The organism is Caminibacter pacificus (assembly GCF_003752135.1).
Taxonomy (GTDB): domain Bacteria; phylum Campylobacterota; class Campylobacteria; order Campylobacterales; family Nautiliaceae; genus Caminibacter; species Caminibacter pacificus.
Genome location: NZ_RJVK01000002.1, coordinates 62,359 through 85,137, shown reverse-complemented (window position 1 = coordinate 85,137; position 22,779 = coordinate 62,359). Strand labels below are relative to the sequence as shown.

Sequence of the window (22,779 nt, the reverse complement as noted above, 5' to 3'; positions counted from 1 at the left end):
GTATCAACTTTATTTATTTTTGTCAAATCATAGTTTTACGATTTTCGCTCCGTATCCTCCCATATGAGGAGGCGCGTCGTGAAACTCTTTTACTAAAGGATGATTTTTTAAAAGTTCGGTTATTCCTTTGGCTAAAATTCCTTTTCCCATTCCGTGATATATCCATACTTCTTCAAGTCCGGCAAGTGCTGCGTTGTTTAGGTATTCTTCGGTTTTTTCAAGAGCTTCTTCTAGTCTCATACCGTGTAAGTCAAGTTTAATATCAACTTTTTGAGGTTTAGGTTTATAGATTTTGCTCTCTTTTTTTACAGGCGCCAAGTACGGCTTTAGTGCCGATTTTGAAATAAGAAGTTTTTTGCCGTCGAATTCTACAAGAGCGTTTTTACCTTTGATTTCTACAATGGTCCCGACGCTGTTGCCGTATTTTACGTTATCTCCGATTTTGAATTCTCTATTTATTTCTTCTTTTTGTATTTTAATTTTTGAGCGTAATTTATGAGCTTCGTTAAGTTTTCTATGTGCTTCTCTCGTGTCTTTTGCTTTTATAGCTTCTTTTGCGGCTTTTATTGCGGCGTTGTATTCGCGAAGTAGTTTTTCTCTTTCTTTTTGAATTTTTTCGTTGAATTCCTCTTTTTGTCTTATGAGAGACTCTTTTAACAATTTTACGTTTTCAAGTTCGCTTTGAAGTTCTTTTATTTTTTGTTTTTGTTCGAATTCTAACTTAGCCGATTTTTCGATTAAAACGTCTAATTTTTCAAGGTCTTCGGAGTATTCTTGTCTTGCTTTTTGAATGATATTAATAGGAATTCCATATCTTTTTGCCGTTTCGAACGCATAACTTTTTCCAATAGTTCCTTTTATGAATTCGTATGTCGGTTTTTCTTTTTTTTCGTCGTATATCGCTGCTAAAAGCTCAACTTCTTCGTTTTGAGCAAGAAGAGTTGCAAGTCTTTTGTGGTGAGTCGTGATAACTATACGATTTTTTTTCATAAGTTCTTCGATTATTACCTTAAAAAGACTCGCAGCTTCGTTTGCGTCAGTCCCGAGCTCGATTTCATCCACTCCTATGAGATAATTCTCTTTTGCGAAAACTTCTTTGAATTCTTTAATTCTCCCGGCAAAGGTTGAGATGTCGTTTTTTACGTTTTGAGGGTCGTCTATGATAGGGACTATCTCCTTAAAATGAGGAATTACGGAATTTTCTCTTATTTTCATCGGAAGAAGATATTTACTCATAAACGCCGCACTGAGAATGGATTTTAAAAGCATAGTTTTTCCTCCGGCATTTACACCCGTAATAATCAAAACCTGCTTATCCCATTCAAGAGTTACGGGTTTGCAATCGTGAAGTGCCGGATGACAAAAATCTCTTAAATACATCTTTTTGGTTTTAAATGTAGGCATAATAAATTCGAGATTTTCGTTTTTCGCCATAAAAACTCTTGCCTGAAGAGCGTCGAATTTGTCGAATTCATTATTTATAAACTCCAAAAACTTAACCCATTTTCTTAGAGTTTCGCTGAAATTTTTGGCTATTTCGTAAAGAATTTCCTCTTTTTTACTTTCAAGTTCGTCAAGTTGTTTTTTTAGTTTTTCGATTCCTCTTGGAAAAACGTAAAAAAATCCCCCTTGGCTTCTTCCTAAAATTTCGGCATCAAGGACTTTATTGTATCCGCCTCTGACAAGCAGACACTCTTCACCCGATTGAAGATGTATTTGTCTATCAACCAAAAAAGGTTCTAATTTTTTTGAATTCAGATATTTATATAACTGCTGTCTGATTGAGGATTTTACTTCTTTTATTTTTTCGTTTATAAGGTCTATATCTTCAAAGCCGATAACTTCGCCTTTTTCGTTATAATGTTTAATCAAATTTTCGATATCTTCAGGTATTTTTATCTTATCGAACCACTCCGCCAAATCGGACCAGTTTCTGCTTTTTAGATATTTGAAGTAGTTGATTATTTTTACGAATTCGAAAATCTGGTCGTGTTTTAGTGTTCCGAATTTTTTTAGGTGCATAATTTCCGTATCTAAATTTTTGACGCTTGGAGGTGATTTGAAATCTTTATTTGATAGTTTATTTAAATATTCGTAATTTTTTCTTATATCCCCTTGCAAAAAATACTCTTTTTCTCTTGCGAAAAGAGAAGAGAGTTTTGCAATATAATCGCTTAAATCTAATTTTTTTACCATTTGCTACCTTATAAAATCAATATATTCGTTTTTGTATTTGACGTAATTTTGTGCGTTTTTGTATATATTTTCGACTTCTTCGTCGGTGAGTTCTCTGACTACTTTTGCCGGGCTTCCTAAAATAAGGCTTCTTGGAGGAAACTTTTTACCGCCCGTAACCAGCGCGCCGGCTCCTACAATCGACTCGTCTCCTATCTCGGCTCCGTCAAGAATAGTCGCACTCATTCCTATAAGACAAGCATTTCCTATTTTACAGCCGTGTAGCATTACGCGGTGCGCGATTGTTACGTCATCGCCTATAATAGTCGGGAATCCGTCTCCGATTTTCTTTTCTTTTTTATAGTGAGTTACGTGAATCATACTCAAATCCTGAATGGATGTGCGTTTTCCTATTTTAATATAATGAACGTCGCCTCTAACAACACACCCGAACCAAACACTACTGTCTTCTCCTATTTCGATATCCCCGATAATATCGGCACTCGGAGCAATCCAGGCACTCGGATGAATTTTTGGAAAATCGTCTTTGTAGCGTAAAATCATTACCTCTCCTTATTTCATTTTTTTAAGCTCTTCTATTTTATCTCTTAGCATTGCCGCTTTTTCGAATTCAAGTGCTTTTGCAGCTTCTTGCATCTCTTTTCTCAGTTTTGCGATTATCGCTTTTTTCTCTTTAGCCGGAATTTTATTTTTGTTTTTAAGCTCTTTTGCAATTGCTTCGTAACCTTCTTCTTTTAAGGATTTATCAAGTTTTCTAACGGTACTTTTTGGTGTAATACCGTGTTTTTTATTGTATTCTTTTTGTTTGATACGTCTTGAAATGGTGGTTTTAATCGCTCTATACATCGAGCCAGTTATTTTATCTTTTATTTTTTCAAGTACTTCAAGGTCATCATCAAGAATTATCGGCTCTTCTATTTTGCTTGCAAACATCAAAACCCGTCCGTTTACGTTACGAGCAGCCCTTCCCATCGTCTGAATTAGAGAAGTTTCACTTCTTAAAAATCCCTCTTTATCTGCATCTAAAATTGCCACCATCGAAACTTCAGGCAAATCAAGTCCTTCTCTAAGCAGGTTGATTCCGATTAGCATATCAAATTCACCCGACCTAAGTCCTCTTATTATTTCGTTTCTCTCAACTACGTCGATGTCTGAGTGCATATATTTTACTTTAAGTCCCATTTCAAGATAATATTTTTGAAGCTCTTCGGCCATTTTTTTTGTTAGGGTCGTTACAAGTACTTTTTCGCCTCTTGCAATTACTTCTTTTGCTCTGTCATAAAGCGTGGCTACTTGGTTTTCGCTTGGCAGCAGCTCTACGATAGGGTCAAGAAGACCTGTAGGACGGATGATTTGTTCTGCTACGCATGTTGAAATTTCAAGCTCGTATTCTCCGGGAGTTGCCGATACGAATAGATAATGAGGCGCTTTATTTATGAATTCGTCAAACTTATAAGGTCTGTTATCAAGCGCGCTTGGAAGTCTGAATCCATACTCCACAAGCACTTCTTTTCTGGCCCTGTCTCCGTTATACATTCCGCGAAATTGCGGCAAACTTACATGACTTTCATCCACAATTACCAAATAAGGCTTTCCTTTTATTTCGAAATAATCAAGTAGTGAATAAGGCGTTTCGCCCGGTTTTTTGCCCGTTAGGTGTCTTGCGTAGTTTTCTATTCCTTTACAAGTACCCGTAGTTTCAAGCATCTCAAGATCAAATTCGGTTCTTTGTTTTAAGCGTTGATATTCTATAATTTTGCCTTGTTTTTCAAACTCTTTTAGTCTTTCCTGAAGCTCTTTTTCGATATTTTGAATCGCCTCTGCCAAGCGGTTTTGACCTACGATAAATTGATTTGCAGCATAAATTGTGATTTCTTTTAGGTCTTGTAATTTTTCATTTGTGATATAGTCGATAGTATAGATTCTATCTATCTCATCTCCGAAGAATTCGACTCTTATTACGTCATCTTCGAAATATGTCGGGAAGATGTCTATTACTTCTCCGTTTACTCTGAAATTTCCTCTTTCGAAATATTTGTCGTTTCTTGTGTACCCCATACTAAGGAGTCTAAGCATAAACTCACGTTGATTTATTTCATCGCCCACGGCGATTTTCGCTACCATTTTTTTATATTCAAGAGGGTTACCAAGACCGTATAGCGCTGAGACGGAAGCAACCACTATAACGTCGTCGTATTCAAGCAAACTTGCCGTTGCACTGACTCTAAGCCTTTCAAGCTCCGCGTTAATAGAGCTATCTTTTTCGATAAACAAATCTTGTCTTGGAAGGTAGGCTTCTGGTTGATAATAGTCGTAATAACTTATGAAATATTCTACGTGGTTTTGTGGGAAAAATTCTTTGAATTCGCTGTAAAGCTGCGCCGCTAATGTTTTATTGTGCGTTAGAATTAAGGTCGGAATTTGAAGTTTTTGTATAATATTGGCCATAGTAAAGGTTTTGCCACTTCCGGTAACACCAATTAAAGTATTATATCTGCTTCCTTTTTTTATGCAATTGCTGAGTTTCTCGATAGCTTGGGGTTGGTCTCCCGTTGGTTTGAAGTTAGAATTTAATTTGAACAAATCGCTCCTTTTTATTATAATTATAACAAATGATATAAAAAGGGAAAAGATGGATTTATTAGCTAAATTAAACGAAAAGATTGAGAGTCTGATTCAAAAATATGAAAAAGTGCAAGAAGAAAACGCAAAATTAAACACTGAACTTGCGAATTTAAAGCAAGAACTCGAAGAAAAAGAGAGCGAACTTTTGGAATGTAAAGAGCAAATGGCTCTTAAAGAGATTGAACTTGAAGAAGTACTTGCAAAAATCGAATCTATTCTTGGAAAGTAAATGAAAAAAAAGATATCCCTATGGGTAATGGGAGAAAAATTCGAACTTGAAATGGAAGAGGAATTTTTGGAATTTGCAAAAGAAGATTTAATTAAAATCCAAAATCCTACTCCGCGTGACCTTCTTTTTTTCGTTCTTGAAAAAAACAAAGAAAAATTTGAAACCGAGAAAAAACTTCAATCGATTTTAAAAAGGCTTGAAAAAGAACTTAATTAATTTTTAAGAGGATAGAATGGGGAGAAAGGGATTTACTTTAATTGAAATAATATTTGTTATTGTAATTATAGGTATTTTAGCTGCAGTTGCTATTCCAAGATTTTTTTTAGTAGGACAACATGCTCATGAGTCAAATTTAATTTCTTTTGTTAGAACTTTAAATAGGACTGTCGGAGAAGAACTTTGGGCTAAAAGTATTGCAGAAGGTAAAAACGGAAGTATTAAAAGTTTTACTTCTATAAAAACGTATACCGATATACCTAGAGAAGTAAACGGAACTGATGTTAGCATGGCAAATTGCGGAACGAATACATATCAAAAAATTGCTGAAGCCAATATTAGTGTCGCAGGAAAAGCTTATGATATTTTGTGTAAAGACGGAAACGCAACTTCGGCACCATATTTTAGATTGATAAGAAAGGAGGATAATAAAATATTAGTGAGTAGAGATTAACCGATAATTTAAATATTTGGGGGAAAGGATGAAAAAGGGTGGTATTAAATTTGTCGAAATTATGCTTTTATTGGTAGGGAGTTTTATTCTTGCGTATTCATTAATCCCTCGAATTGAAAAAATATCTTCAATGGGAAAAGAAGAAAATATAAAAATTTTCGTAAAAAGATTAAACGAAACTAGTGCTATTTTATGGTCTAAAAGTTTAAGAGACGGCAAAAACGGTAGTATTAAAGACTTTACATTTAAAAATAGGGTCATAATTCCAGATGAAATAAATTTTAGTAAATTAAATATCCATCAATGTGGTAATGAAATGTTTAATGTCATATATCAAAAAAAACTGGGAAATACGAAATATGTTATACTTTGTAGGGATGGTAATAGCGTAATGCTTCCTAAGTTTAAATTAATTTGTGTCAAAGACAATAATTGAAAATTGTAACACCTGTAATTTTTTTCAGATAAAATTAATAAAAGTCATTTTTATGTCGATTTATATATGGTATAATTACTTTAGGGGTTGAAAAAATTAAGTAAGGAGTTTTAAAAATGAGAAAAGCATTTACAATGATCGAACTGATTTTCGTAATCGTAATTTTAGGGATTTTAGCTGCTGTAGCGCTTCCTAAATTTTTAGGTGTAGCTCAACAAGCACATGAAGGAAACCTAAAATCATTCGTTGGTACTTTAAACAGAACTGTAGCGCCAACACTTTGGAGTAAATCAATTTCTGACGGAAAAGACGGTAACATTTCGTACACTGACCTTGAATATTATAAAGGAAACGACGGAAACTTAACAGAGTATACTGACGTTCCAAAAGAAGTTAAAGATATGAACCTTTCATTCTGTGACGATCCAGATAACTACAAAATTGTAGGATGGGCGGATAAAAACGTTGCAGGTAAAAACTATTTTATAGCTTGTATAGGTGGTAATGCAAACCATGCGCCTAAATTTTTACTTTTAAGACAAACAGCACCAACAAATGAATTAACTACAGCTGAATTAGGTGAAGCTAATAACTCAGCTATTACTGAATCAACTACAAGTGCTACATTTACTGGTAGTGGTACGACAGCAACTGGAGATATCCTTAAATAATTAAATTAAGAGGATGATTTTTCCTCTTTTTTTCTATTTAAATAAAAAGGTGATTGGGTGAAAAAAGCTTTTACAATGATGGAGCTTATTTTTGTTATAGTCGTAATAGGAATATTAGCCGCAGTGGCACTTCCAAGACTTTTTACGGGTATTAGTGATGCAAAGCTTGCTAAAGCAAAAACTCAAATAGCGACCGTAAGAAGCGGTATTTCTTCACTTTATTCTAAAAATATCCTCGCAGGAAATTCTGATCAATGTCCGGAGCTTGAGAGAAGTATTACAGATGTGAAAGTTTTTGAAAATGTAGTTCAAGGCGGTATTCCGGAAAATCAAAGCGATGTGAATTGGAGATATGATAATAATTCTTCAACGGAAACAAATTATACTTTAACGATTGATAATCAAGAAGGAAATTTCACTTATGAGAAAAATTCTTCGTTAGGATGTCCTTTTAGTTGTGTTAACGGACCTTTATGCAATAAACTTCAATGATGAGATATTACGAAATAGCGTTACTTAATACTCCTAATACTTTCACTTACCGAAGTAAAAACCGATATAAAAAAGGTGATGTTGTAGTTGTTCCTTTGAAAAATAGGGAAGTTCAAGGTGTTGTATTAAAAGAAGTTGAAAAACCTGAATTTGAATGTAAAGATATTATTTCAAAAATTTATGAGTTTGATGAAAAATATATGAAAATCATCGAATTCATAAGTTTTTATTATTTTTCTTCTATCGGTGAAGCTGCCGGGCTTTTTTATTTGCCACCAAAACTTCCGAAAAAAGAAGCTTTCCAATCTGTTAAAACGCAAATCGTTCTTACTCCAAAACAGCAAGAAGCATATGATTTTTTGGAAAAAAACGAAGTTTCGATACTTTTCGGTGATACGGGGAGTGGTAAAACGGAGATTTATATTAAGCTTATAGAAAAAACGATAAATGAAAATAAAGAAGCTCTGTTTTTACTACCTGAAATTGCTATTACTTCTCAAATGGAGAAGAGATTAAAAAAACATTTCGGAGAAAACGTAGCAATTTGGCATAGTAAGGTTACTAAAAAAACAAAAGAAAAAATTTTAAATGAGTTGGCAGAGGGTAAAATTAAGGTCGTAGCGGGTGCCAGAAGCGCTCTTTTTTTACCTTATAACGATTTGGGATTGATTATTGTGGATGAAGAACACGACGATAGTTATAAAAGCGAATCGACTCCTAAATATAACGCAAAAGATTTGGCCGTTCTTTTTGGAAAAACACTAAATGCCAAAGTGGTTTTGGGAAGTGCGACTCCACTTGTTAGCGATTTGTATAAATTTCCTCATTTTAGGCTTAAGGGGACATATTTTAACACCACTAAAAAAAGATATTTTACCGAGCATTTTGACGGATTTATTCTTTCTAAAATCGAAGAAAAACTAAAACAAAAAAAACAGACTATTATTTTCGTACCGACAAGAGCTCATTTTAAGTATATGATTTGTAAAAACTGCGGGGAAGCGGTTAAATGTAAATATTGTGATGTGGCAATGAGTATTCATAAAGATAAATTGGCTTTAAAATGTCACTATTGCAATTTTACTTCTCCTATTCCTAATGTTTGTCCTAGTTGCGGAAGTGAAGAGTTTTTAAACGAAAGAAAAGGTACGAGTGAAATAGTTGAAGAGCTTAAAGAGCTTTTTCCTGATGCCGTAATTGAAAAATTCGATAGAGACATAGTAACTTCAAAAAGCAGAATCGATAAACTTTTAAAAAGATTCGCCAATAAAGAGATTGATATTTTGGTCGGTACTCAAATGCTTGCAAAAGGACACGATTATCCGGATGTTGCATTATCTATCGTACTTGATATCGACTTTTTGTTAAATAGTGCCGATTACAAAGCAAGAGAGAGAGCTTTTGCGCTTGCGAGGCAGGTTGAGGGAAGGGCCGGAAGAAAGGAAGACGGAGAAGTTATTATTCAGACTTTAAATCCCGAGTTTTTTGATAGGAGTTATGAAGAATTTTATAAAGAAGAGATTGAGTTTAGAAAAGATTTGGGATATCCTCCGTTTGTTAGGATGTGTAAAGTTGAATTTAGTGATAAAAAATTGGAAATTGCAAAAGAAAATATGATGAGATTCGTCAATTGTATAGGAGAAAAAGAAGAGCTTATGGGATATGGAGAAGCTCCAATATTTAAACTTCAAAACAGATATCGTTTCCAAGTTCTTTTTAAAGGAAAAAATCTTCACAAAATAATCTATCCGTGTATAGATTTAAAAGTCGCAAAAGCGGATATGGACCCGGTGAGTTTTATTTAAGTTTTTCAGGGTCGATAGCAACTTTGTAGTTCGGGTCGTCTTCTTCATAGGTACAATAAGGACCTGCCACTTCAAGCAGTTTTTTACATTCGTTACTTAGATGTCTGATTGTTAATTTTTTACCTGCTTCAAGATATCTTTTTGTTATTTTATCTATCGCCTCAACCCCGCTTGCGTCCATTACTCTTACGTTTTTAAAGTCCATTACAACTTCTTTCGGGTCGTTTTTAACATCAAAACTCTCAAGAAAACTTCTCGTGCTTCCGAAAAACAGAGGTCCTTCGAATTCGTAGATTTTTTTATCGCCTTCCATTTTCGTTTTAAAATATACTTTTGCGTGTTTCCATGCAAAAACAAGTGCTGAGATTATTACGCCGCTGATTACCGCAACCGCAAGGTCGGTAAAAATCGTAATTAAAGTGGTTACTATTAGGACAAATGCGTCTTCTTTGGGGATTCTTTTTAATTTATCAAGGCTTGCCCACTCAAAAGTAGCTATACTCACCATAAACATAATCCCGATTAGCACGGCAAGAGGTATTTTTTCGATATATTTTGAAAAGAAAACGACAAACAAAATAATTAAAACGGCAGCCGTTATTCCGCTAAGTCTTCCGCGTCCTCCGGAAGTGTGGTTGATTATCGTCTGTCCTATCATAGCACATCCCGCCATTCCTCCGAACATTCCGCTTAGTGCGTTTCCGGCACCTAAAGCTTTTGCTTCTTTGTTTCCGTTTCCTCTCTCACCGCTCATCTCTTCCAAAACTTCCAATGTCAAGAGCGATTCGATAAGCCCTACAAGAGCCATAACGATAGAATACGGAAGTATAATTTTTAACGTTTCAAGATTTAAAGGAACGTCCGGCAAATGAAAAGTAGGAAAAGCACCTTTTATATGAGCCAAATCGCCGATTGTTTTGGTGTGTAGGTGGAATCCCCAAACTATTGCGGTTATTACGATAATAGCTCCTAGTCCTGCCGGAATGGCTTTTGTAAATTTCGGTAAAAAGTACATTATCGCCATTGTTAGTGCTACTAAAATATAAATAATATAACTTTCGCCTTTAAAAAACTGAAACTGAGAATAGGCAATAACGATAGCAAGTCCGTTTACAAATCCGTAAACTACGGGCATCGGTACGAGACGTATAAATTTTGCAAACCCTAAAATACCGATTAATAGTTGAATAATTCCGGCAAGTATCGCCGCAAGATAGAGATATTCCACTCCGTATTTTTGAACGAGTGCAACTACCACGACCGCTACGCTTCCCGCAGCCCCGCTTATCATTCCCGGTTTTCCACCGAATGCTGCCGCAATAAGTCCTAAAATAAAAGCGGTATAAAGCCCGACAATCGGAGAAACACCCGCTACGAAACTAAAAGCGATAACTTCCGGAATTAATGCGACGGATACCACAATACCCGCTAAAATGTCGTTTTTAGTGTTTTTTGCGTTATAATTTTGTAAAATTTTTGAAAACAAGTATAATCCTTTATAAATTTTTAGGGCGCGAATTATACCATAATTAAAGGACATAAAAATGTTTGAAAAAAAAGGCGATTTTTTTACCAATAAAGACGAAAATTTTTTGAATGAAAGCGACTTGGTTATATTTTATAACGAAACCCCAAAACACGTTTTAAAAGATTATGTCGTACTTGGCGGAAGAGACGAATTTTCAAAAGTGGATATTCCTAAAACCTCAAAACAACTTCCTTTACTGCTCGGAAGACTCGCATATGTTTTTGATATATACGACGAAGAGTTAAAAGAGGATATGGATTTTGAAGATTTTGTGGAAATCGCCCTAAAATCTTTAAGAGTTAAAAAAGAGATACAAAATCACGATACGACTCTTGAAGAAGTTGCGGGAGTGCTTTATCTTATCGATTCCGCAAAGAAAATCAGCCTTTTTTTGGGTGATGCGGAAGAAGAAGAGATTGAAAATTTAATGAGCTTTCTTGCAATGCTTAAAAATAAAGAAATAGGCGTTTTTAGTAAAAACGATATTAGTGAATTCGAAATAACTTTTTACGAAAGATAAGGAGAGAAAATGCAATACCTATTAAACACATACGCAAGATTCGACGTTGAGTTCGTAAGAGGAGAGAGTGCGACATTGTGGGATAAAGACAATAACGAATATATAGATTTCACAAGCGGTATCGGAGTTGTAAGCGTTGGACACGGAAACGTTAGACTCTCAAACGCAATTTGCGAACAGGCAAGAAATATTATTCATATTTCGAATTTATATAGAATTCCGCCTCAAGAAAAATTGGCTGAAATTTTGGTAAAAAAAAGCGGACTTGAAAACGGGGGCGTTTTCTTTTGTAACAGCGGTGCGGAAGCAAACGAAACGGCTCTTAAAATCGCAAGAAAATACGGAGAAATAAACGGGGAGATTAAAAGATATAAAGTCATAACTCTTGAAAACTCTTTTCACGGAAGGACCATTTCGACTCTAAAAGCTACAGGACAGCCTAAATTTCATCAATATTTCGGACCTTTTCCCGACGGATTTACGTATGCGAAAAATATAGAAGATATCTATAATAAAATCGATGATAAAACGATAGCCGTTATGATCGAACTTATTCAAGGAGAGGGAGGGGTTAATCCTTTTGATATCCGAGAGATTCAAAAATTAAGTGCAGAGCTTAAAAAAAGAGATATTTTACTTATCGTAGATGAAGTACAAACGGGAATATATAGAACGGGGGAATTTTTAGCGAGTAATTTATATAAAATTAATCCTGATATAGTAACATTAGCAAAAGGTCTTGGAGGAGGCGTACCTATCGGTGCGGTGATTACAACGCTTAGTGACGTACTAAAGCCTGGTGACCACGGAAGTACTTTTGGTGGGAACTATCTCTCCACAAGAGCCGGGCTTGAGGTAATTAAGATTTTGGATGAATATTATGAAAGCGGTATGTTAAAAGAGACTACGGAATATTTTGAAAACAGACTGCTTGAGATTGTAAAAGAGTTTCCTGATAAGTTCGAAAGTGTAAGCGGATTCGGGCTTATGAGAGCGCTTAGAGCTCATAGTGTGGAAGTTAGAGACGAAGTTGTGAAAAAAGCGTTTGAAAACAGAGTTTTAGTACTCAAAGCCGGTGAAAAATCGGTAAGATTTTTACCTCCTTTAACAATTACGAAAGAAGAGATTGACGAAGGTTTTGACAGATTAAAAGAATCGATTAAATAAGGAAGTAGATGAAAAAAACAGCTTTTTTAATTCCCGTTTTTCTTTTTGCCAATCAAAATATCCTTTCGGATTTGAAGCTAAAACTTTTAAATTTAGACGAACAAAGGTCTATTTATTCGGCAAAAGAGACTCAAAAGAGTTGGATTAATCCTATAATTCTTCAATATTCGATATCTCAAAACAACTCTTTACATATCACAAAACAAAATATTCAAACTTTTTCCGTTTCGATAAACCAGCCGATTTTTAAAACGGGGGCAATTTATTATTCGATTAAATATGCAAAAAATCTAAAAAACTATAATCTAAAACAGATAGAACTTCAAAAAAGAGCTTTAATCAAACAAGCATACGAACTTGTGTATGATTATAAAATCAATAAATTAAATGAAGAAATTGCACTGCTAAATATTCAAAATGCAAAAATAGATGTCAAAAAGAAAAAAGAGGACTTTTTAAACGGCACGGGCGATTCTACGTTTTTAAACCAGGCGATTATAAACTTAAACAATATAAAATTAGGCTACGAAGATTTAAAATTTAATGAAAAACAACTAAAATTTTCTTTTAAAAATCTTTCGGATTTGGATATTGAAAAGGTAAAACTTCCGTATTTTAAAATTATTTCGAAAAATGACTTTATTAATAACAATTTACAACTTATAAGTTCGAAAATAAACGATAAAATCAAATACGACCTTTACAAAATGCAGCTTGGAAATCAACTGTTGACTATAGCATTTAATGCGAGCTATAATTATCAAAATACCGATTATACTGACAACACTCCTCAATATAGGGATGATACAAATAATTATTATAATGTAGGTTTAAGCGTTACATTGCCGATTGATGTGACGTCTACGGATAAAGTCAAACAAACAAAACTTAGTTATATTAAGTCACGATACGAAACACTCGATACTAAACGAAATCTTTTAAATACTTATGCAATGATAATTTCTCAAATTAAAACCTTACAAAAGAAAAAGGAGATTTATAAAGAGAACGAAAAAGCGTATGCAAATCTTATAGAATCTACAAAAGAATCAATAAAAGCCGGAAATGCGACAGTTTTAGATCTTAAGATTTTAGAAAACTCATATAAAGTTATGCAAATTAATCAAAAAATTATTGACCTTCAAATTCAAAAACTTCTATTGAATCTTTACTATCAGGTAACCTCTAAATTTTAATAAAGTTTCATATAGTAACAACTCTCTTTTTCCCTTTTAATTTTTATTTTATTTTTTAGATATAAGTAAAACTTATTAGATATAATGCTGATAAATTCACTTAAAGGGGCACAATGAAAGTTGATGTATTAATCGTAGGTGCCGGCGGTGCCGGATTATATGCGGCGTTAAGCGCGGCAAAAGAAAACAAAGCATTGAATACGGCTGTATTGACGAAAGTTTATCCGACTCGTTCGCACACTGGTGCGGCGCAAGGTGGTATTAACGCCGCTCTTGCAAACGTAGACCCGAGTGACAGCGAAGAGTTACATACGTTCGATACGATTAAGGGAAGCGATTATTTAGCGGACCAAGAAGCTGTAAAATATATGTGTTACGAAGCTCCGAGAATTATCAGAAGAATGGAGCATATGGGAGTACCTTTCTCAAGACTTAACAACGGAAAAATCGCACAAAGACCTTTTGGTGGGGCAAGTAAAGACAGAACTTGTTATAGTGCCGATAAAATGGGGCACGTAATGCTTCATACTTTATACGAACAATGTATAAAAGAAGGCGTAAATTTTCTAAACGAATGGTTTATGTTAAATATCGTTCATGACGGAAGAAGAGCTATCGGAGTTACTGCGATTAATATTGCTACCGGTAAAATTGAACTTATTAGAGCAAAATCAATTATTTTAGCAACGGGCGGTCATAGTAGAATTTATTGGGGATATACTTCAAACGCTCTTGGATGTACAGGAGACGGAACAGCTGCGGCACTTAGAGCCGGACTTCCGCTTAAAGATATGGAATTTTTACAATTCCACCCGACAGGACTTAGAAAATCGGCAATTTTAGTATCGGAAGCGGCAAGAGGTGAGGGCGGACATCTTTTGAATAATAAGGGTGAGAGATTTATGAGTAAATACGCCCCTGAAAAAATGGAATTAGGGCCAAGAGATTTGGTGAGTAGAAGTATTATGACCGAAATTAGAGAAGGTAGAGGGTTTAAAGACGAAGAAGGAAGAGAATACGTTCATCTTGATTTGACTCATTTAGGAGCTGAAAAAATTAAAGAAAGACTACCTCAAATTAGAGAACTTGCAATAGATTTTGAAGGTATCGATCCTATAAAAGAGCCGATTCCAATTAAGCCAACTGCTCACTATGCTATGGGTGGTATTCATACAAACGTAAAATGCGAAACTCCTATAGAAGGTATTTATGCTGCGGGTGAGGCGCAATGTGTCAGTGTTCACGGAGCTAACAGACTTGGAGGAAACTCACTTCTTGATATCGTAGTTTTCGGAAACGTAGCAGGAAAAGAGGCCGTAAGATACGCAGAAGCTACAAACTTCGCATCAGGAGGAGAAGCGCAGCTTCAAGACGACGTTAAATTTATTACGGAACTAATGAACAAAGAATCTAAAGAAACTCTCGGTGATTTAAGAGACGAACTCGGTGAGATTATGTTTAAACATTTCGGTGTATTTAAAAATGAAAAAGAGATGCAAGAAGGGTATGAAAAACTTAAAAACTTAATCGAAAGAGCTCATAAAAACCTCGGAGTTGAAGATAAATCAAAAGTATTTAACCTTGACTTGCAAGCAACTCTTGAATTTTTCAACTTGCTTGAAATTGCCGACGTACTTGCTTATGCGTCATTACAAAGAAAAGAATCAAGAGGTAGTTTTTACAGAGACGATTATCCGAAAAGAGACGATGAGAACTTCTTGTATCACTCAATGATTACTAAAAACAGCGATGGTAGTTTCAATTATGAAAAAGGTGAAGTTGATTTAAGCTTGTATGAGCCGGCAGAAAGAAAATATTAGTGAAAAGTTAAAAATGAAGAGTGAAAAGTGAACTTCTACATTTTTCACTTTACACTTTTCACTTAACATGGTCTCCCGGGCGGGATTTGAACCCACGACCTTCGGATTAGGAATCCGACGCTCTATCCAACTGAGCTACCGGGAGAGAGATGAAATTATATCATATCATAAGTAAAAATTATATAAGATAAAATTTATCTGATTTTGAAAAATTTTTGCTATAATAAATAGACATCAAAAGGATGGAAAATGAAAAAAATCGCGTATACAGCAAAGATTAAAAGATATAATCCCGATACGAATGAGAGTTATTGGGAAAGTTTTGAAGTTGAGGTTGAGGATAGCTTAACTGTTCTTGAACTTTTAATGTATATAAAAGATAAAATCGATGCTTCTTTAACTTTTAGAGCTTTTTGTAGAAGTGCGATTTGCGGTAGTTGTGCAATGATTATTAACGGTCGTGCGGGACTCGCATGTAAAATTCAAGCGAAAGATAAAATTAAAAACGGCGTAATTAAAATAGAGCCTTTACATCATTTACCTATTGTTAGAGATTTGGTGGTTGATCAAGAACCGGCATTTGATAAACTCAAAAAAATCAAACCTTATCTTGAGCCGGATCCAAAAGTGGTACCTGATAATGATAGAAGCGAATCTTTGGTATTACCTGAAGAATTTGCGAGATACGATAAACAAACCGATTGTATTTTATGTATGGCGTGTTACGGTCAGTGTAACGCACTTGAAGGTGATGAAAAATATTTAGGACCGTTCCAACTTACTAAAGTTTTCAGATTTATAATGGATACAAGAGACGGTATGGATGTAGAAGAGAGAATAAAATTAGCGGAAGATCACGGAATTTGGGAATGCGTACAATGTCAAATGTGTCTTGCGGCGTGTCCTAAAGGTATTGCACCGGGAGATGATATTCTTGAGCTTAGACGTATTGCAAAAGACGTAACGGGTGAAGATAATATCGCTACAAGAAGAGCGAAATTCTGGTTCCAAACTGTATTTGAAACAGGACAAATCGATAAATGGCACTTACCTGAAGTTGCATTTGGAGACGAAAAAGGTGAAGCGGTTACTAAGAAACTTGAAGAAGAGTTTAGAAGTAGAGGTATGAAAGAAGAAGAATTTGGCCCTCAACCGTTTGAAGATATTAAAAAATTCCAAAACTTCATCAAAAAAATTCAAAAGGAACTTTCATGAAAAAAATAGGAATTTATCCGGGATGTTGTTTCCAGGGAGCTGATATTCATAACTATGACATCACTACCGATTTTTTAGAAAAAATGGGAGTTGAAGGCGTATTACTCGAAAGAAGTGCGTGTTGTGGAGGTGGAGTGATTGATGAAACTAACAAAAATATTGTTTATGGTTTAAATGCAAGAAATATCGCACTTGCAGAAGAAAAAGGAGTAGATTTATATACTCCTTGTAATACATGTTATATGATTATCGCAAAAACAAAACTTGCACTTGACAGCGATCCTGAATTAAAAGCTAAAATAAATGAAATTTTGGCTGAAGAAGGGCTTGAATATAAAGGTACTGCAAAAATTTATCATACTCTGAATTTAATTAGAGACTTTATCGGTATGGATACTTATAAAAGTAAAATCAAAAGAAAATTCAACGGAGTAAAAATCGCACCTTACTACGGATGTCACGTATTGGCACCTAATGAAGTTGCACTTGACGATCCGGAAAATCCTACCGTTCTTCAAGAAATTTTAGAACCTCTTGGTTGTGAGCTTGTAGAAGGGTATCAAAACGAAAACACTTGCTGTGGATATCACGCAAGATTTACTGACCCTGAACAAAAAGAAAGACTTGCAGTAAAACCACTTGAGGGAGCAAAAGAAGCGGGAGCGGACGTAGTGGCTACTCCTTGTCCTTTATGTCATAAAGCTATGGACGGATATGAAGAGCCAATTTTACAAGTTACTCAGCTTATAAACGTAGCTTGCGGAACCGATCCTAAAGATGCGTTTTGGGATTTAAATAAAACTAAAGTAAAAATTACTTTCTCTTAATTCTTTTTTCTCCTCTTTTTATATAATTCCAAAAATTTTTTAAGGTTGTTTTTTAATGAGATATGACGTTATTGAGAAAATAGGCGAAGGTAATAGGGGCGAAGTTTATAAAGTTCGTCTTGAAAACGGGGTGTTTGCAGCTTTAAAATGGTCTAAGTCTTACGAGATAGACAAAGAGTGGGAAATTTTAAATTATCTAAAAGGCACGTTTGCTCCAAAACCTATTTTTAGGGGTAAAAAATATTTGGTTATGGAATTGATTGAGGGAAAGCCGTTAAAAGAACTTATAGGAAAAAAAGAGTATTACGAAACGATAAAAGAAGCACTAAAAGGAGCTTACGAGCTTGATAGATTAGGAGTGTTTCATAAACAGCTCGGTAGATATTATCATATTATTAAAACTGAAGATTCGGTAAAGTTTTTAGACTTTGAAAGAGCCGTTTTTAGTGAAAATCCTCGAAATTTTTTACAAATTATCGGATATTACTTGCATCGTGATTCGAATTTTGATAAAAAGGACTTGAATTATCTTATTTCTTTATACAAAGAAAACCCGAAGAAATCATTAGAGATAATTACAAAGGTGCTTGATGAAGTTATTGATAAAACGATTTGACGGAGAAAAAGAGTTTACTCAAGAATATAAAATTGAAGTAAAAGAAGACGAAACCATTCTTGAAGTGCTCGATAAATTAAGAAACAAAGATAGAAGTTTGACTTATAGAAGTTTTTGTAGAAGCAGTATATGCGGTACGTGTGCTATAAGAGTAAACGGACAAAGCGTGCTTGCATGTAAAGAAAAACTTTCTAAATTCGGAGACGAAGTTGTAATCGAACCTTTAAAAAATACTAAAGTTTTAAGAGATTTGGTTGTTGATCATTCTTATTTGGAAAAGTCAATAAAAGAGCTTGAAAATTGGTTTGTCGATGAGATTGATGAAAATATGGAAAATTTACAAAGCCCCGGACTTTTAAAACTTTATGACAAACAAACCGATTGTATTATGTGTATGGCGTGTTATAGTGAATGTGAAGCGCTTGATTATGATAAAAACTTCGCAGGGCCTTTTGCTTTTACTAAAACTTATCGTTTTGTATATGACAGTAGAGATAAACGCGATACTCAAGAAAGAATAGAGCTTGCAAAAGATAAATCGCTTTATTCATGTGTTAGTTGTCAAAAATGTTTTATGGTATGTCCGAAGGGCATTTCGTCGATGAACGACATTAAAATGCTTCAGACAAAAGATAAAAACCCTCCGTTTAGCGAATCGTTCGGTGCTAATATGGGTGGAGTGGATTTTAATGGTTTTTTTTAGATAAAATAATAGTAATAAAAGCTGGGAGGATTCAATAAATGGCTGCAACACCAAAAGTTACACCGATATGGAAAGAAGCAACGTTTCAAAGTGAAGGTCTTGATGCAAGGGCGCTAATTACAAGAACCGATTTAAAAGGTATTATTACATTCGCTTCTCTTGCATATAGAAAAATGACTAAATTTGATAAAAATGAATTGATAGGTAGTCCTCACTCTATCGTTAGACATCCATTTATGCCCGAAGCTGCATTTAAAGATATGTGGGATACTATTGAGAGAGGCGAACACTGGAGCGGTATGGTTATGAATTTAAGAAAAGACGGAAAACATTATTGGGTTGACGTTCATGTTGATCCTATTGATGAAAATGGAAATGTAGTAAATGATCCTTCGAAAATTGCGGGATATGTTGCCGTTAGACGCGAACCGACAAGAAAAGAAGTTCAAGAAGCTTATAAATTATATAAAGGTATGAGAAAAGCGGAACTTTTAGCAAAAAATACGCTTAAAAGTTGGGAAGTAGATTTGCTGGATATTTTAGATAAATTACCGGATAGTGCGGATGCGTTTTTATGAAAGAAGAGTTTTTTATAAAACGGATAAACTCTAAACATATCGGTGATGACGGAGCTTTTATAGACGGTAAAGTCTATGCGAGCGATAGTTTTTTTGAAGATATACATTTTAAAAGAGAGTGGTTTGAGCTTGATGAGATAAGTTACAAAGCCTCTCTTGTTAATTTAAGCGATTTAATCGTAATGAATGCAAAGCCTAAATATGCTCTTATTGATATAGGTTTTCCAAAAAGTCTTAGTTTGCATGAAATTAAACTTTTAGCTTCTGGATTTAACAAAGCCGCAAAAGAGTTCGGATATGAAATAATAGGCGGCGATACTATAAAAAATGAAAAAATAGCAATTTCGATGACTTTTATAGGTGAGAGTAAAAGACCTGTATTTAGAAAAGCGAAACTAAACGAATACGTAGCTTTTACGGGAGATTTAGGAAGTGTTGATAGGGATTTGAAGACTCTTTTAAGAGGTGGAAAAATCCCTAAAACTTCTAAATTTATAACACCTAAATTAAGAGATGAATTTTTTTACAAAGCTTCAAAATACATCACTTCGGCTTGCGATATAAGCGACGGGCTTTTTAAAGAGCTTGAGAGAATATCTAATATTTCGAATGTCGGATATGAGTTTTTAAAAAAAATTCCTAAAAATATGGGGTGTAGCGGCGAAGAATATGAAATACTTTTCACATTCCCTAAAAGAAACTTGTCTATAATTTCAAACCTTGCGAAACTGACAAAAACAAAAATAACCGTTTTTGCCGTAACGAAAAGAGGAAAATACAAAAGTATTTGTAAAGAAAATCATTTTTAAGGAAAGTTTATGAAAGCTCTTGTCGATTTGTTTGACGGAAAAATTTTAAAATACACTTTTTTACCATTTATTTTGTCGATACTATTTTGGGGTGTGGTTTTTTATTTTTTCAGCGATAATATTTACGCTTTTTTAGAAGGGTATGTCTCTTATATTCCTTTTGGTGAGAGTATAAAAAATTTTCTTGCTACAATCGGTAGCGGCTTAGTGATTTTTATTTTTTATTATTTGGCTGTAATCTCGACTTTAGGAGTGTTTTCAAGCTTTTTTATCGATCATATCGTTCTTAGAATTAACGAAAAACACTATAATCTCACACCTAAAAAACCGACTTTTAATGATACTTTAAAAGGTGTTTTGGTTTCTATAAAATCATTTTTAATCTATTTTGTTATTTTTATTTTTACGTTTTTCTTTTTATTTATTCCGGTTGTAAATATTTTTTATCAGCTTTTTATGTGGAGTTTGCTAAATAAAAAGCCTCTTGTTTTTGATAGTAGTTATCTTTTTGCAAATCCGGATGAAATAGAGAAAAAATATAATTCCAGAATTTGGGCTTTGGTATTTTTAACCTCAATCGTTTATTTCATACCTATTGTTTCATTATTTGGATATACTTTTCAATTAGTGTTTATGACGCACTTCGTACTAAAAAAATTAAAGGAAGAGAAATGATATATTCTCATGCACCGATAAACTTTCATTTTAATAAAAACAGCGAAAATTTCGTTGTTGAGGAGATACCTCTTTATCCGTTCGCTCATACGGGCGAGTGGCTTATGCTAAAGGTTAGAAAAAAAGGTTTAACAACCGATGAGATGTTAAAAAGAATCTCAAGTGCTACAGGTATCAAACTAAAAGAGATGGGTTATGCAGGTCTTAAAGATAAAGAAGGTATGACTATTCAATGGATAAGCGTGCCGAGAAAATATAGAGACGAAATAAATAAATTTCAAGATAAACAAATTAAAATCGTCGAGCAGGATTTGCATAGAAATAAGCTTAAAATTGGACATTTAAAAGGTAATAAGTTTTTTGTTAGGTTAAAAAAAGTACTTCCTGTGGATGCAAAGAAGCTTGATAATGTGTTAAAAGAGATTAAAAAATACGGAATTCCGAACTTTTTCGGATATCAAAGATTCGGAAAATTCGGAAATAACTGGGAAGAGGGCAAGGCTATAATCGAAGGTGACAAATTCGTAAAGAACAGAAAACTTGAAAAATTTTTAATAAGCGCTTATCAATCAAAACTCTTTAACGATTGGCTAAATGAGAGAATAAAACTTAGTAACATTTTTGATTTAAGCGAAAAAGAGCTTCAGTTTGCCGGATATGATAAAGAGCTTATAAAGTTTGTAAAAGCTCAAAAACATCCGTTTAAACTTTTACCGGGAGACGTGATGAGTCACTATCCGGTGGGTAAATTCTTTTATTTGGAAAATGTAGAAGATACCGAAAGATTTCTAAATAAAGACATTACCGTAACGGGTCTTTTGCCGGGTAAAAAAGCTCTAAGAGCTAAGGACAAAGCAAGAGAAATAGAAGAAAAATACGACGAGCTTATTCCGGCAAAAGGCGATAGAAGAGCTGCGTGGATTTTTCCTGAAATATTAGAGAAAAATTATCTAAAAGATTATGCACAATACGAAATAGTTTTTACGCTTCCAAAAGGCTCTTACGCTACCGTTTTAATAGATATTTTAAAAAACGGTATTAAATTATCTTGACTTGGAACGATTTAATAAATAATATTTCACGCAAAAAAGGATTTTGATGAGTTTACCTCGTTTGGCTACTACGGTAGCCACTCTTACCGCTTTGGTTTTAGCCGTTGCAAAGGTTGTTGTAGGTTTTATGAGCGGAAGTGTGGCTGTTATTGCAAGTGCTCTTGATTCGATTTTGGATATGGTGATTTCTATTTTCAACAATATCGCCGTTAGGGTAAGTGAGAGTAAGCCCGACCATAAATTTAATTACGGAAAAGGTAAGATTGAAGGGCTTGCCGCACTTTTCGAGGGGCTTTTTATTAGTGCAAGCGGTCTTTTTATTATTTATGAAGGTATCAGAAAAATAATTCACCACGAAGCTATTACCGAAATAAATATTTCTATTTACGTAATGCTTTTTTCTATGCTGGCCACTCTTGCTTTGGTGCTGTTTTTGGCTTATGTGGTTAAAAAAACAAATCATTTGGTAATTAAATCCGATTTACTTCATTACAAAACGGACCTTTTAACAAACGGTGCGGTTTTGGTTTCTTTAATCGTTGTAAAACTTACCGGTTGGTATTATATCGACTTTATTTTGTCTATTTTGATAGGTATTTATATTATTAAAGAAGCAAGTGAAATCGTAAAAGAGGGATTTGAGATACTTCTTGATGTGTCTTTGGATTTTGAGACGGTTGAAAAGATAAAAGAGATAATAAAAAAAGAGCCTTTAGTGCTTGATTATCATTGTTTAAGAACCAGAAAAGCCGGAAATAGAAACTTTGTTGACGTTCATTTGGTATTGACTCCGGATATGAAACTCAAACTCGCCCATACGATAATCGAAAACGTAGAGGATAAGATAAGAGCAATCGACCCTGATAAAAAGTGGATTATAAATATTCATGCAGACCCGTATGACGACTCTCATATAAATAAACTTCTTGAAGAGTGCGAATAGCCTTTT

General features: G+C 34.2%; 24 protein-coding genes and 1 tRNA gene. 20 read left to right on the top strand and 5 right to left on the bottom strand.

What is annotated here, in order from left to right; translation table 11 throughout:
* Positions 1-27: 27 nt before the first annotated feature.
* From EDC58_RS04120 to uvrB, 3 genes are read right to left on the bottom strand one after another with little or no spacing between them, the layout of a single operon-like run.
* Entirely contained in the window at positions 28-2,196 is a 2,169-nt protein-coding gene (locus EDC58_RS04120; protein WP_123352246.1) for an endonuclease MutS2, read from the bottom strand.
* A gap of 3 nt (positions 2,197-2,199) precedes the next feature.
* Positions 2,200-2,739 (bottom strand): gamma carbonic anhydrase family protein, encoded by a 540-nt coding sequence (locus EDC58_RS04115; protein WP_123352245.1) that lies wholly within the window; start codon positions 2,737-2,739, stop codon positions 2,200-2,202.
* A gap of 9 nt (positions 2,740-2,748) precedes the next feature.
* Complete coding sequence (gene uvrB, locus EDC58_RS04110) at positions 2,749-4,779, bottom strand: excinuclease ABC subunit UvrB (RefSeq protein ID WP_180937086.1); 2,031 nt, start codon at positions 4,777-4,779, stop codon at positions 2,749-2,751.
* 49 nt (positions 4,780-4,828) lie between these two features.
* On the opposite strand from uvrB, the gene EDC58_RS04105 reads away from it, so the two are divergent.
* The 7 genes from EDC58_RS04105 to EDC58_RS04075 all read left to right on the top strand — a co-directional run bounded on the left by EDC58_RS04105 (position 4,829) and on the right by EDC58_RS04075 (position 9,124).
* A complete protein-coding gene (locus EDC58_RS04105) occupies positions 4,829-5,050 on the top strand; it encodes a hypothetical protein (protein WP_123352243.1) in 222 nt (73 codons plus the stop codon).
* Positions 5,051-5,266 (top strand): hypothetical protein, encoded by a 216-nt coding sequence (locus tag EDC58_RS04100; protein WP_235823173.1) that lies wholly within the window; start codon positions 5,051-5,053, stop codon positions 5,264-5,266.
* Between the two features lie 16 nt (positions 5,267-5,282).
* Positions 5,283-5,720, top strand: a complete 438-nt coding sequence (locus EDC58_RS10245) for a prepilin-type N-terminal cleavage/methylation domain-containing protein (RefSeq protein WP_235823172.1) — start codon at positions 5,283-5,285, stop codon at positions 5,718-5,720.
* 28 nt (positions 5,721-5,748) lie between these two features.
* Positions 5,749-6,156 (top strand): hypothetical protein, encoded by a 408-nt coding sequence (locus EDC58_RS04090; RefSeq protein WP_123352242.1) that lies wholly within the window; start codon positions 5,749-5,751, stop codon positions 6,154-6,156.
* A gap of 116 nt (positions 6,157-6,272) precedes the next feature.
* The gene (locus EDC58_RS04085) at positions 6,273-6,827 is read left to right on the top strand and encodes a type II secretion system protein (protein ID WP_123352241.1); all 555 of its coding nucleotides are present in this window, start codon (positions 6,273-6,275) and stop codon (positions 6,825-6,827) included.
* 57 nt (positions 6,828-6,884) lie between these two features.
* Positions 6,885-7,319 carry a type II secretion system protein gene (locus EDC58_RS04080; protein ID WP_123352240.1) on the top strand — a complete coding sequence of 145 codons (435 nt, stop codon included), beginning with the start codon at positions 6,885-6,887 and terminating at the stop codon, positions 7,317-7,319.
* Entirely contained in the window at positions 7,319-9,124 is a 1,806-nt protein-coding gene (locus EDC58_RS04075) for a primosomal protein N' (RefSeq protein WP_123352664.1), read from the top strand. Before EDC58_RS04080 ends, EDC58_RS04075 begins: the two co-directional genes overlap by 1 nt.
* Here EDC58_RS04075 and EDC58_RS04070 read toward each other — a convergent pair.
* A complete protein-coding gene (locus tag EDC58_RS04070) occupies positions 9,117-10,610 on the bottom strand; it encodes a SulP family inorganic anion transporter (RefSeq protein WP_211325227.1) in 1,494 nt (497 codons plus the stop codon). The genes EDC58_RS04075 and EDC58_RS04070 overlap by 8 nt on opposite strands.
* A gap of 58 nt (positions 10,611-10,668) precedes the next feature.
* On the opposite strand from EDC58_RS04070, the gene EDC58_RS04065 reads away from it, so the two are divergent.
* The 4 genes from EDC58_RS04065 (at position 10,669) to EDC58_RS04050 (ending at position 15,355) form a co-directional block, all read left to right on the top strand.
* Complete coding sequence (locus EDC58_RS04065) at positions 10,669-11,172, top strand: hypothetical protein (RefSeq protein ID WP_123352238.1); 504 nt, start codon at positions 10,669-10,671, stop codon at positions 11,170-11,172.
* Between the two features lie 9 nt (positions 11,173-11,181).
* On the top strand, positions 11,182-12,339 hold the full coding sequence (locus EDC58_RS04060) for an aspartate aminotransferase family protein (RefSeq protein ID WP_123352237.1): 1,158 nt from the start codon (positions 11,182-11,184) through the stop codon (positions 12,337-12,339).
* 8 nt (positions 12,340-12,347) lie between these two features.
* A complete protein-coding gene (locus EDC58_RS04055) occupies positions 12,348-13,535 on the top strand; it encodes a TolC family protein (RefSeq protein WP_123352236.1) in 1,188 nt (395 codons plus the stop codon).
* A gap of 113 nt (positions 13,536-13,648) precedes the next feature.
* The gene (locus tag EDC58_RS04050; protein WP_123352235.1) at positions 13,649-15,355 is read left to right on the top strand and encodes an FAD-dependent oxidoreductase; all 1,707 of its coding nucleotides are present in this window, start codon (positions 13,649-13,651) and stop codon (positions 15,353-15,355) included.
* Positions 15,356-15,423: 68 nt separating this feature from the next.
* Here EDC58_RS04050 and EDC58_RS04045 read toward each other — a convergent pair.
* Positions 15,424-15,500 (bottom strand) — tRNA-Arg (locus tag EDC58_RS04045).
* 104 nt (positions 15,501-15,604) lie between these two features.
* On the opposite strand from EDC58_RS04045, the gene EDC58_RS04040 reads away from it, so the two are divergent.
* Genes EDC58_RS04040 through EDC58_RS04000 form a run of 9 tightly spaced genes read left to right on the top strand, consistent with a single transcriptional unit; the run spans position 15,605 to position 22,773 of the window.
* Entirely contained in the window at positions 15,605-16,570 is a 966-nt protein-coding gene (locus EDC58_RS04040) for a succinate dehydrogenase/fumarate reductase iron-sulfur subunit (RefSeq protein WP_123352234.1), read from the top strand.
* Positions 16,567-17,397: a CoB--CoM heterodisulfide reductase iron-sulfur subunit B family protein gene (locus EDC58_RS04035; protein ID WP_123352233.1), complete on the top strand. Its 831-nt coding sequence runs from the start codon at positions 16,567-16,569 to the stop codon at positions 17,395-17,397. The genes EDC58_RS04040 and EDC58_RS04035 overlap by 4 nt, the downstream gene beginning before the upstream one ends.
* 55 nt (positions 17,398-17,452) lie before the next feature.
* Positions 17,453-18,013, top strand: coding sequence for an RIO1 family regulatory kinase/ATPase domain-containing protein (locus EDC58_RS04030; protein WP_123352232.1), 561 nt, complete (start codon positions 17,453-17,455; stop codon positions 18,011-18,013).
* The gene (locus EDC58_RS04025; RefSeq protein WP_123352231.1) at positions 17,988-18,716 is read left to right on the top strand and encodes a succinate dehydrogenase/fumarate reductase iron-sulfur subunit; all 729 of its coding nucleotides are present in this window, start codon (positions 17,988-17,990) and stop codon (positions 18,714-18,716) included. Before EDC58_RS04030 ends, EDC58_RS04025 begins: the two co-directional genes overlap by 26 nt.
* 38 nt (positions 18,717-18,754) lie before the next feature.
* The gene (locus tag EDC58_RS04020) at positions 18,755-19,294 is read left to right on the top strand and encodes a PAS domain-containing protein (RefSeq protein WP_123352230.1); all 540 of its coding nucleotides are present in this window, start codon (positions 18,755-18,757) and stop codon (positions 19,292-19,294) included.
* Positions 19,291-20,103 (top strand): thiamine-phosphate kinase, encoded by an 813-nt coding sequence (locus tag EDC58_RS04015; RefSeq protein ID WP_123352229.1) that lies wholly within the window; start codon positions 19,291-19,293, stop codon positions 20,101-20,103. The genes EDC58_RS04020 and EDC58_RS04015 overlap by 4 nt, the downstream gene beginning before the upstream one ends.
* A gap of 9 nt (positions 20,104-20,112) precedes the next feature.
* Positions 20,113-20,778, top strand: a complete 666-nt coding sequence (locus EDC58_RS04010) for an EI24 domain-containing protein (protein ID WP_123352228.1) — start codon at positions 20,113-20,115, stop codon at positions 20,776-20,778.
* Complete coding sequence (truD, locus tag EDC58_RS04005) at positions 20,775-21,830, top strand: tRNA pseudouridine(13) synthase TruD (RefSeq protein ID WP_123352227.1); 1,056 nt, start codon at positions 20,775-20,777, stop codon at positions 21,828-21,830. The genes EDC58_RS04010 and truD overlap by 4 nt, the downstream gene beginning before the upstream one ends.
* Before the next feature lie 46 nt (positions 21,831-21,876).
* Positions 21,877-22,773 carry a cation diffusion facilitator family transporter gene (locus tag EDC58_RS04000; protein ID WP_123352226.1) on the top strand — a complete coding sequence of 299 codons (897 nt, stop codon included), beginning with the start codon at positions 21,877-21,879 and terminating at the stop codon, positions 22,771-22,773.
* The last annotated feature ends 6 nt before the right edge of the window (positions 22,774-22,779 follow it).

Bases quoted from the DNA above. Each gene is read 5' to 3' on its own strand.
- EDC58_RS04030 (WP_123352232.1), top strand. From the start codon at position 17,453: ATGAGATATGACGTTATTGAGAAAATAGGCGAAGGTAATAGGGGCGAA.
- EDC58_RS04105 (WP_123352243.1), top strand. From the start codon at position 4,829: ATGGATTTATTAGCTAAATTAAACGAAAAGATTGAGAGTCTGATTCAA.
- EDC58_RS04010 (WP_123352228.1), top strand. From the start codon at position 20,113: ATGAAAGCTCTTGTCGATTTGTTTGACGGAAAAATTTTAAAATACACT.
- EDC58_RS04055 (WP_123352236.1), top strand. From the start codon at position 12,348: ATGAAAAAAACAGCTTTTTTAATTCCCGTTTTTCTTTTTGCCAATCAA.
- EDC58_RS04020 (WP_123352230.1), top strand. From the start codon at position 18,755: ATGGCTGCAACACCAAAAGTTACACCGATATGGAAAGAAGCAACGTTT.
- EDC58_RS04015 (WP_123352229.1), top strand. From the start codon at position 19,291: ATGAAAGAAGAGTTTTTTATAAAACGGATAAACTCTAAACATATCGGT.
- EDC58_RS04085 (WP_123352241.1), top strand. From the start codon at position 6,273: ATGAGAAAAGCATTTACAATGATCGAACTGATTTTCGTAATCGTAATT.
- truD (WP_123352227.1), top strand. From the start codon at position 20,775: ATGATATATTCTCATGCACCGATAAACTTTCATTTTAATAAAAACAGC.
- EDC58_RS04040 (WP_123352234.1), top strand. From the start codon at position 15,605: ATGAAAAAAATCGCGTATACAGCAAAGATTAAAAGATATAATCCCGAT.
- EDC58_RS04065 (WP_123352238.1), top strand. From the start codon at position 10,669: ATGTTTGAAAAAAAAGGCGATTTTTTTACCAATAAAGACGAAAATTTT.
- EDC58_RS04035 (WP_123352233.1), top strand. From the start codon at position 16,567: ATGAAAAAAATAGGAATTTATCCGGGATGTTGTTTCCAGGGAGCTGAT.
- EDC58_RS10245 (WP_235823172.1), top strand. From the start codon at position 5,283: ATGGGGAGAAAGGGATTTACTTTAATTGAAATAATATTTGTTATTGTA.
- EDC58_RS04100 (WP_235823173.1), top strand. From the start codon at position 5,051: ATGAAAAAAAAGATATCCCTATGGGTAATGGGAGAAAAATTCGAACTT.
- EDC58_RS04120 (WP_123352246.1), bottom strand. From the start codon at position 2,196: ATGGTAAAAAAATTAGATTTAAGCGATTATATTGCAAAACTCTCTTCT.
- EDC58_RS04050 (WP_123352235.1), top strand. From the start codon at position 13,649: ATGAAAGTTGATGTATTAATCGTAGGTGCCGGCGGTGCCGGATTATAT.
- EDC58_RS04115 (WP_123352245.1), bottom strand. From the start codon at position 2,739: ATGATTTTACGCTACAAAGACGATTTTCCAAAAATTCATCCGAGTGCC.
- EDC58_RS04060 (WP_123352237.1), top strand. From the start codon at position 11,182: ATGCAATACCTATTAAACACATACGCAAGATTCGACGTTGAGTTCGTA.
- EDC58_RS04000 (WP_123352226.1), top strand. From the start codon at position 21,877: ATGAGTTTACCTCGTTTGGCTACTACGGTAGCCACTCTTACCGCTTTG.
- EDC58_RS04090 (WP_123352242.1), top strand. From the start codon at position 5,749: ATGAAAAAGGGTGGTATTAAATTTGTCGAAATTATGCTTTTATTGGTA.
- EDC58_RS04075 (WP_123352664.1), top strand. From the start codon at position 7,319: ATGAGATATTACGAAATAGCGTTACTTAATACTCCTAATACTTTCACT.
- EDC58_RS04025 (WP_123352231.1), top strand. From the start codon at position 17,988: ATGAAGTTATTGATAAAACGATTTGACGGAGAAAAAGAGTTTACTCAA.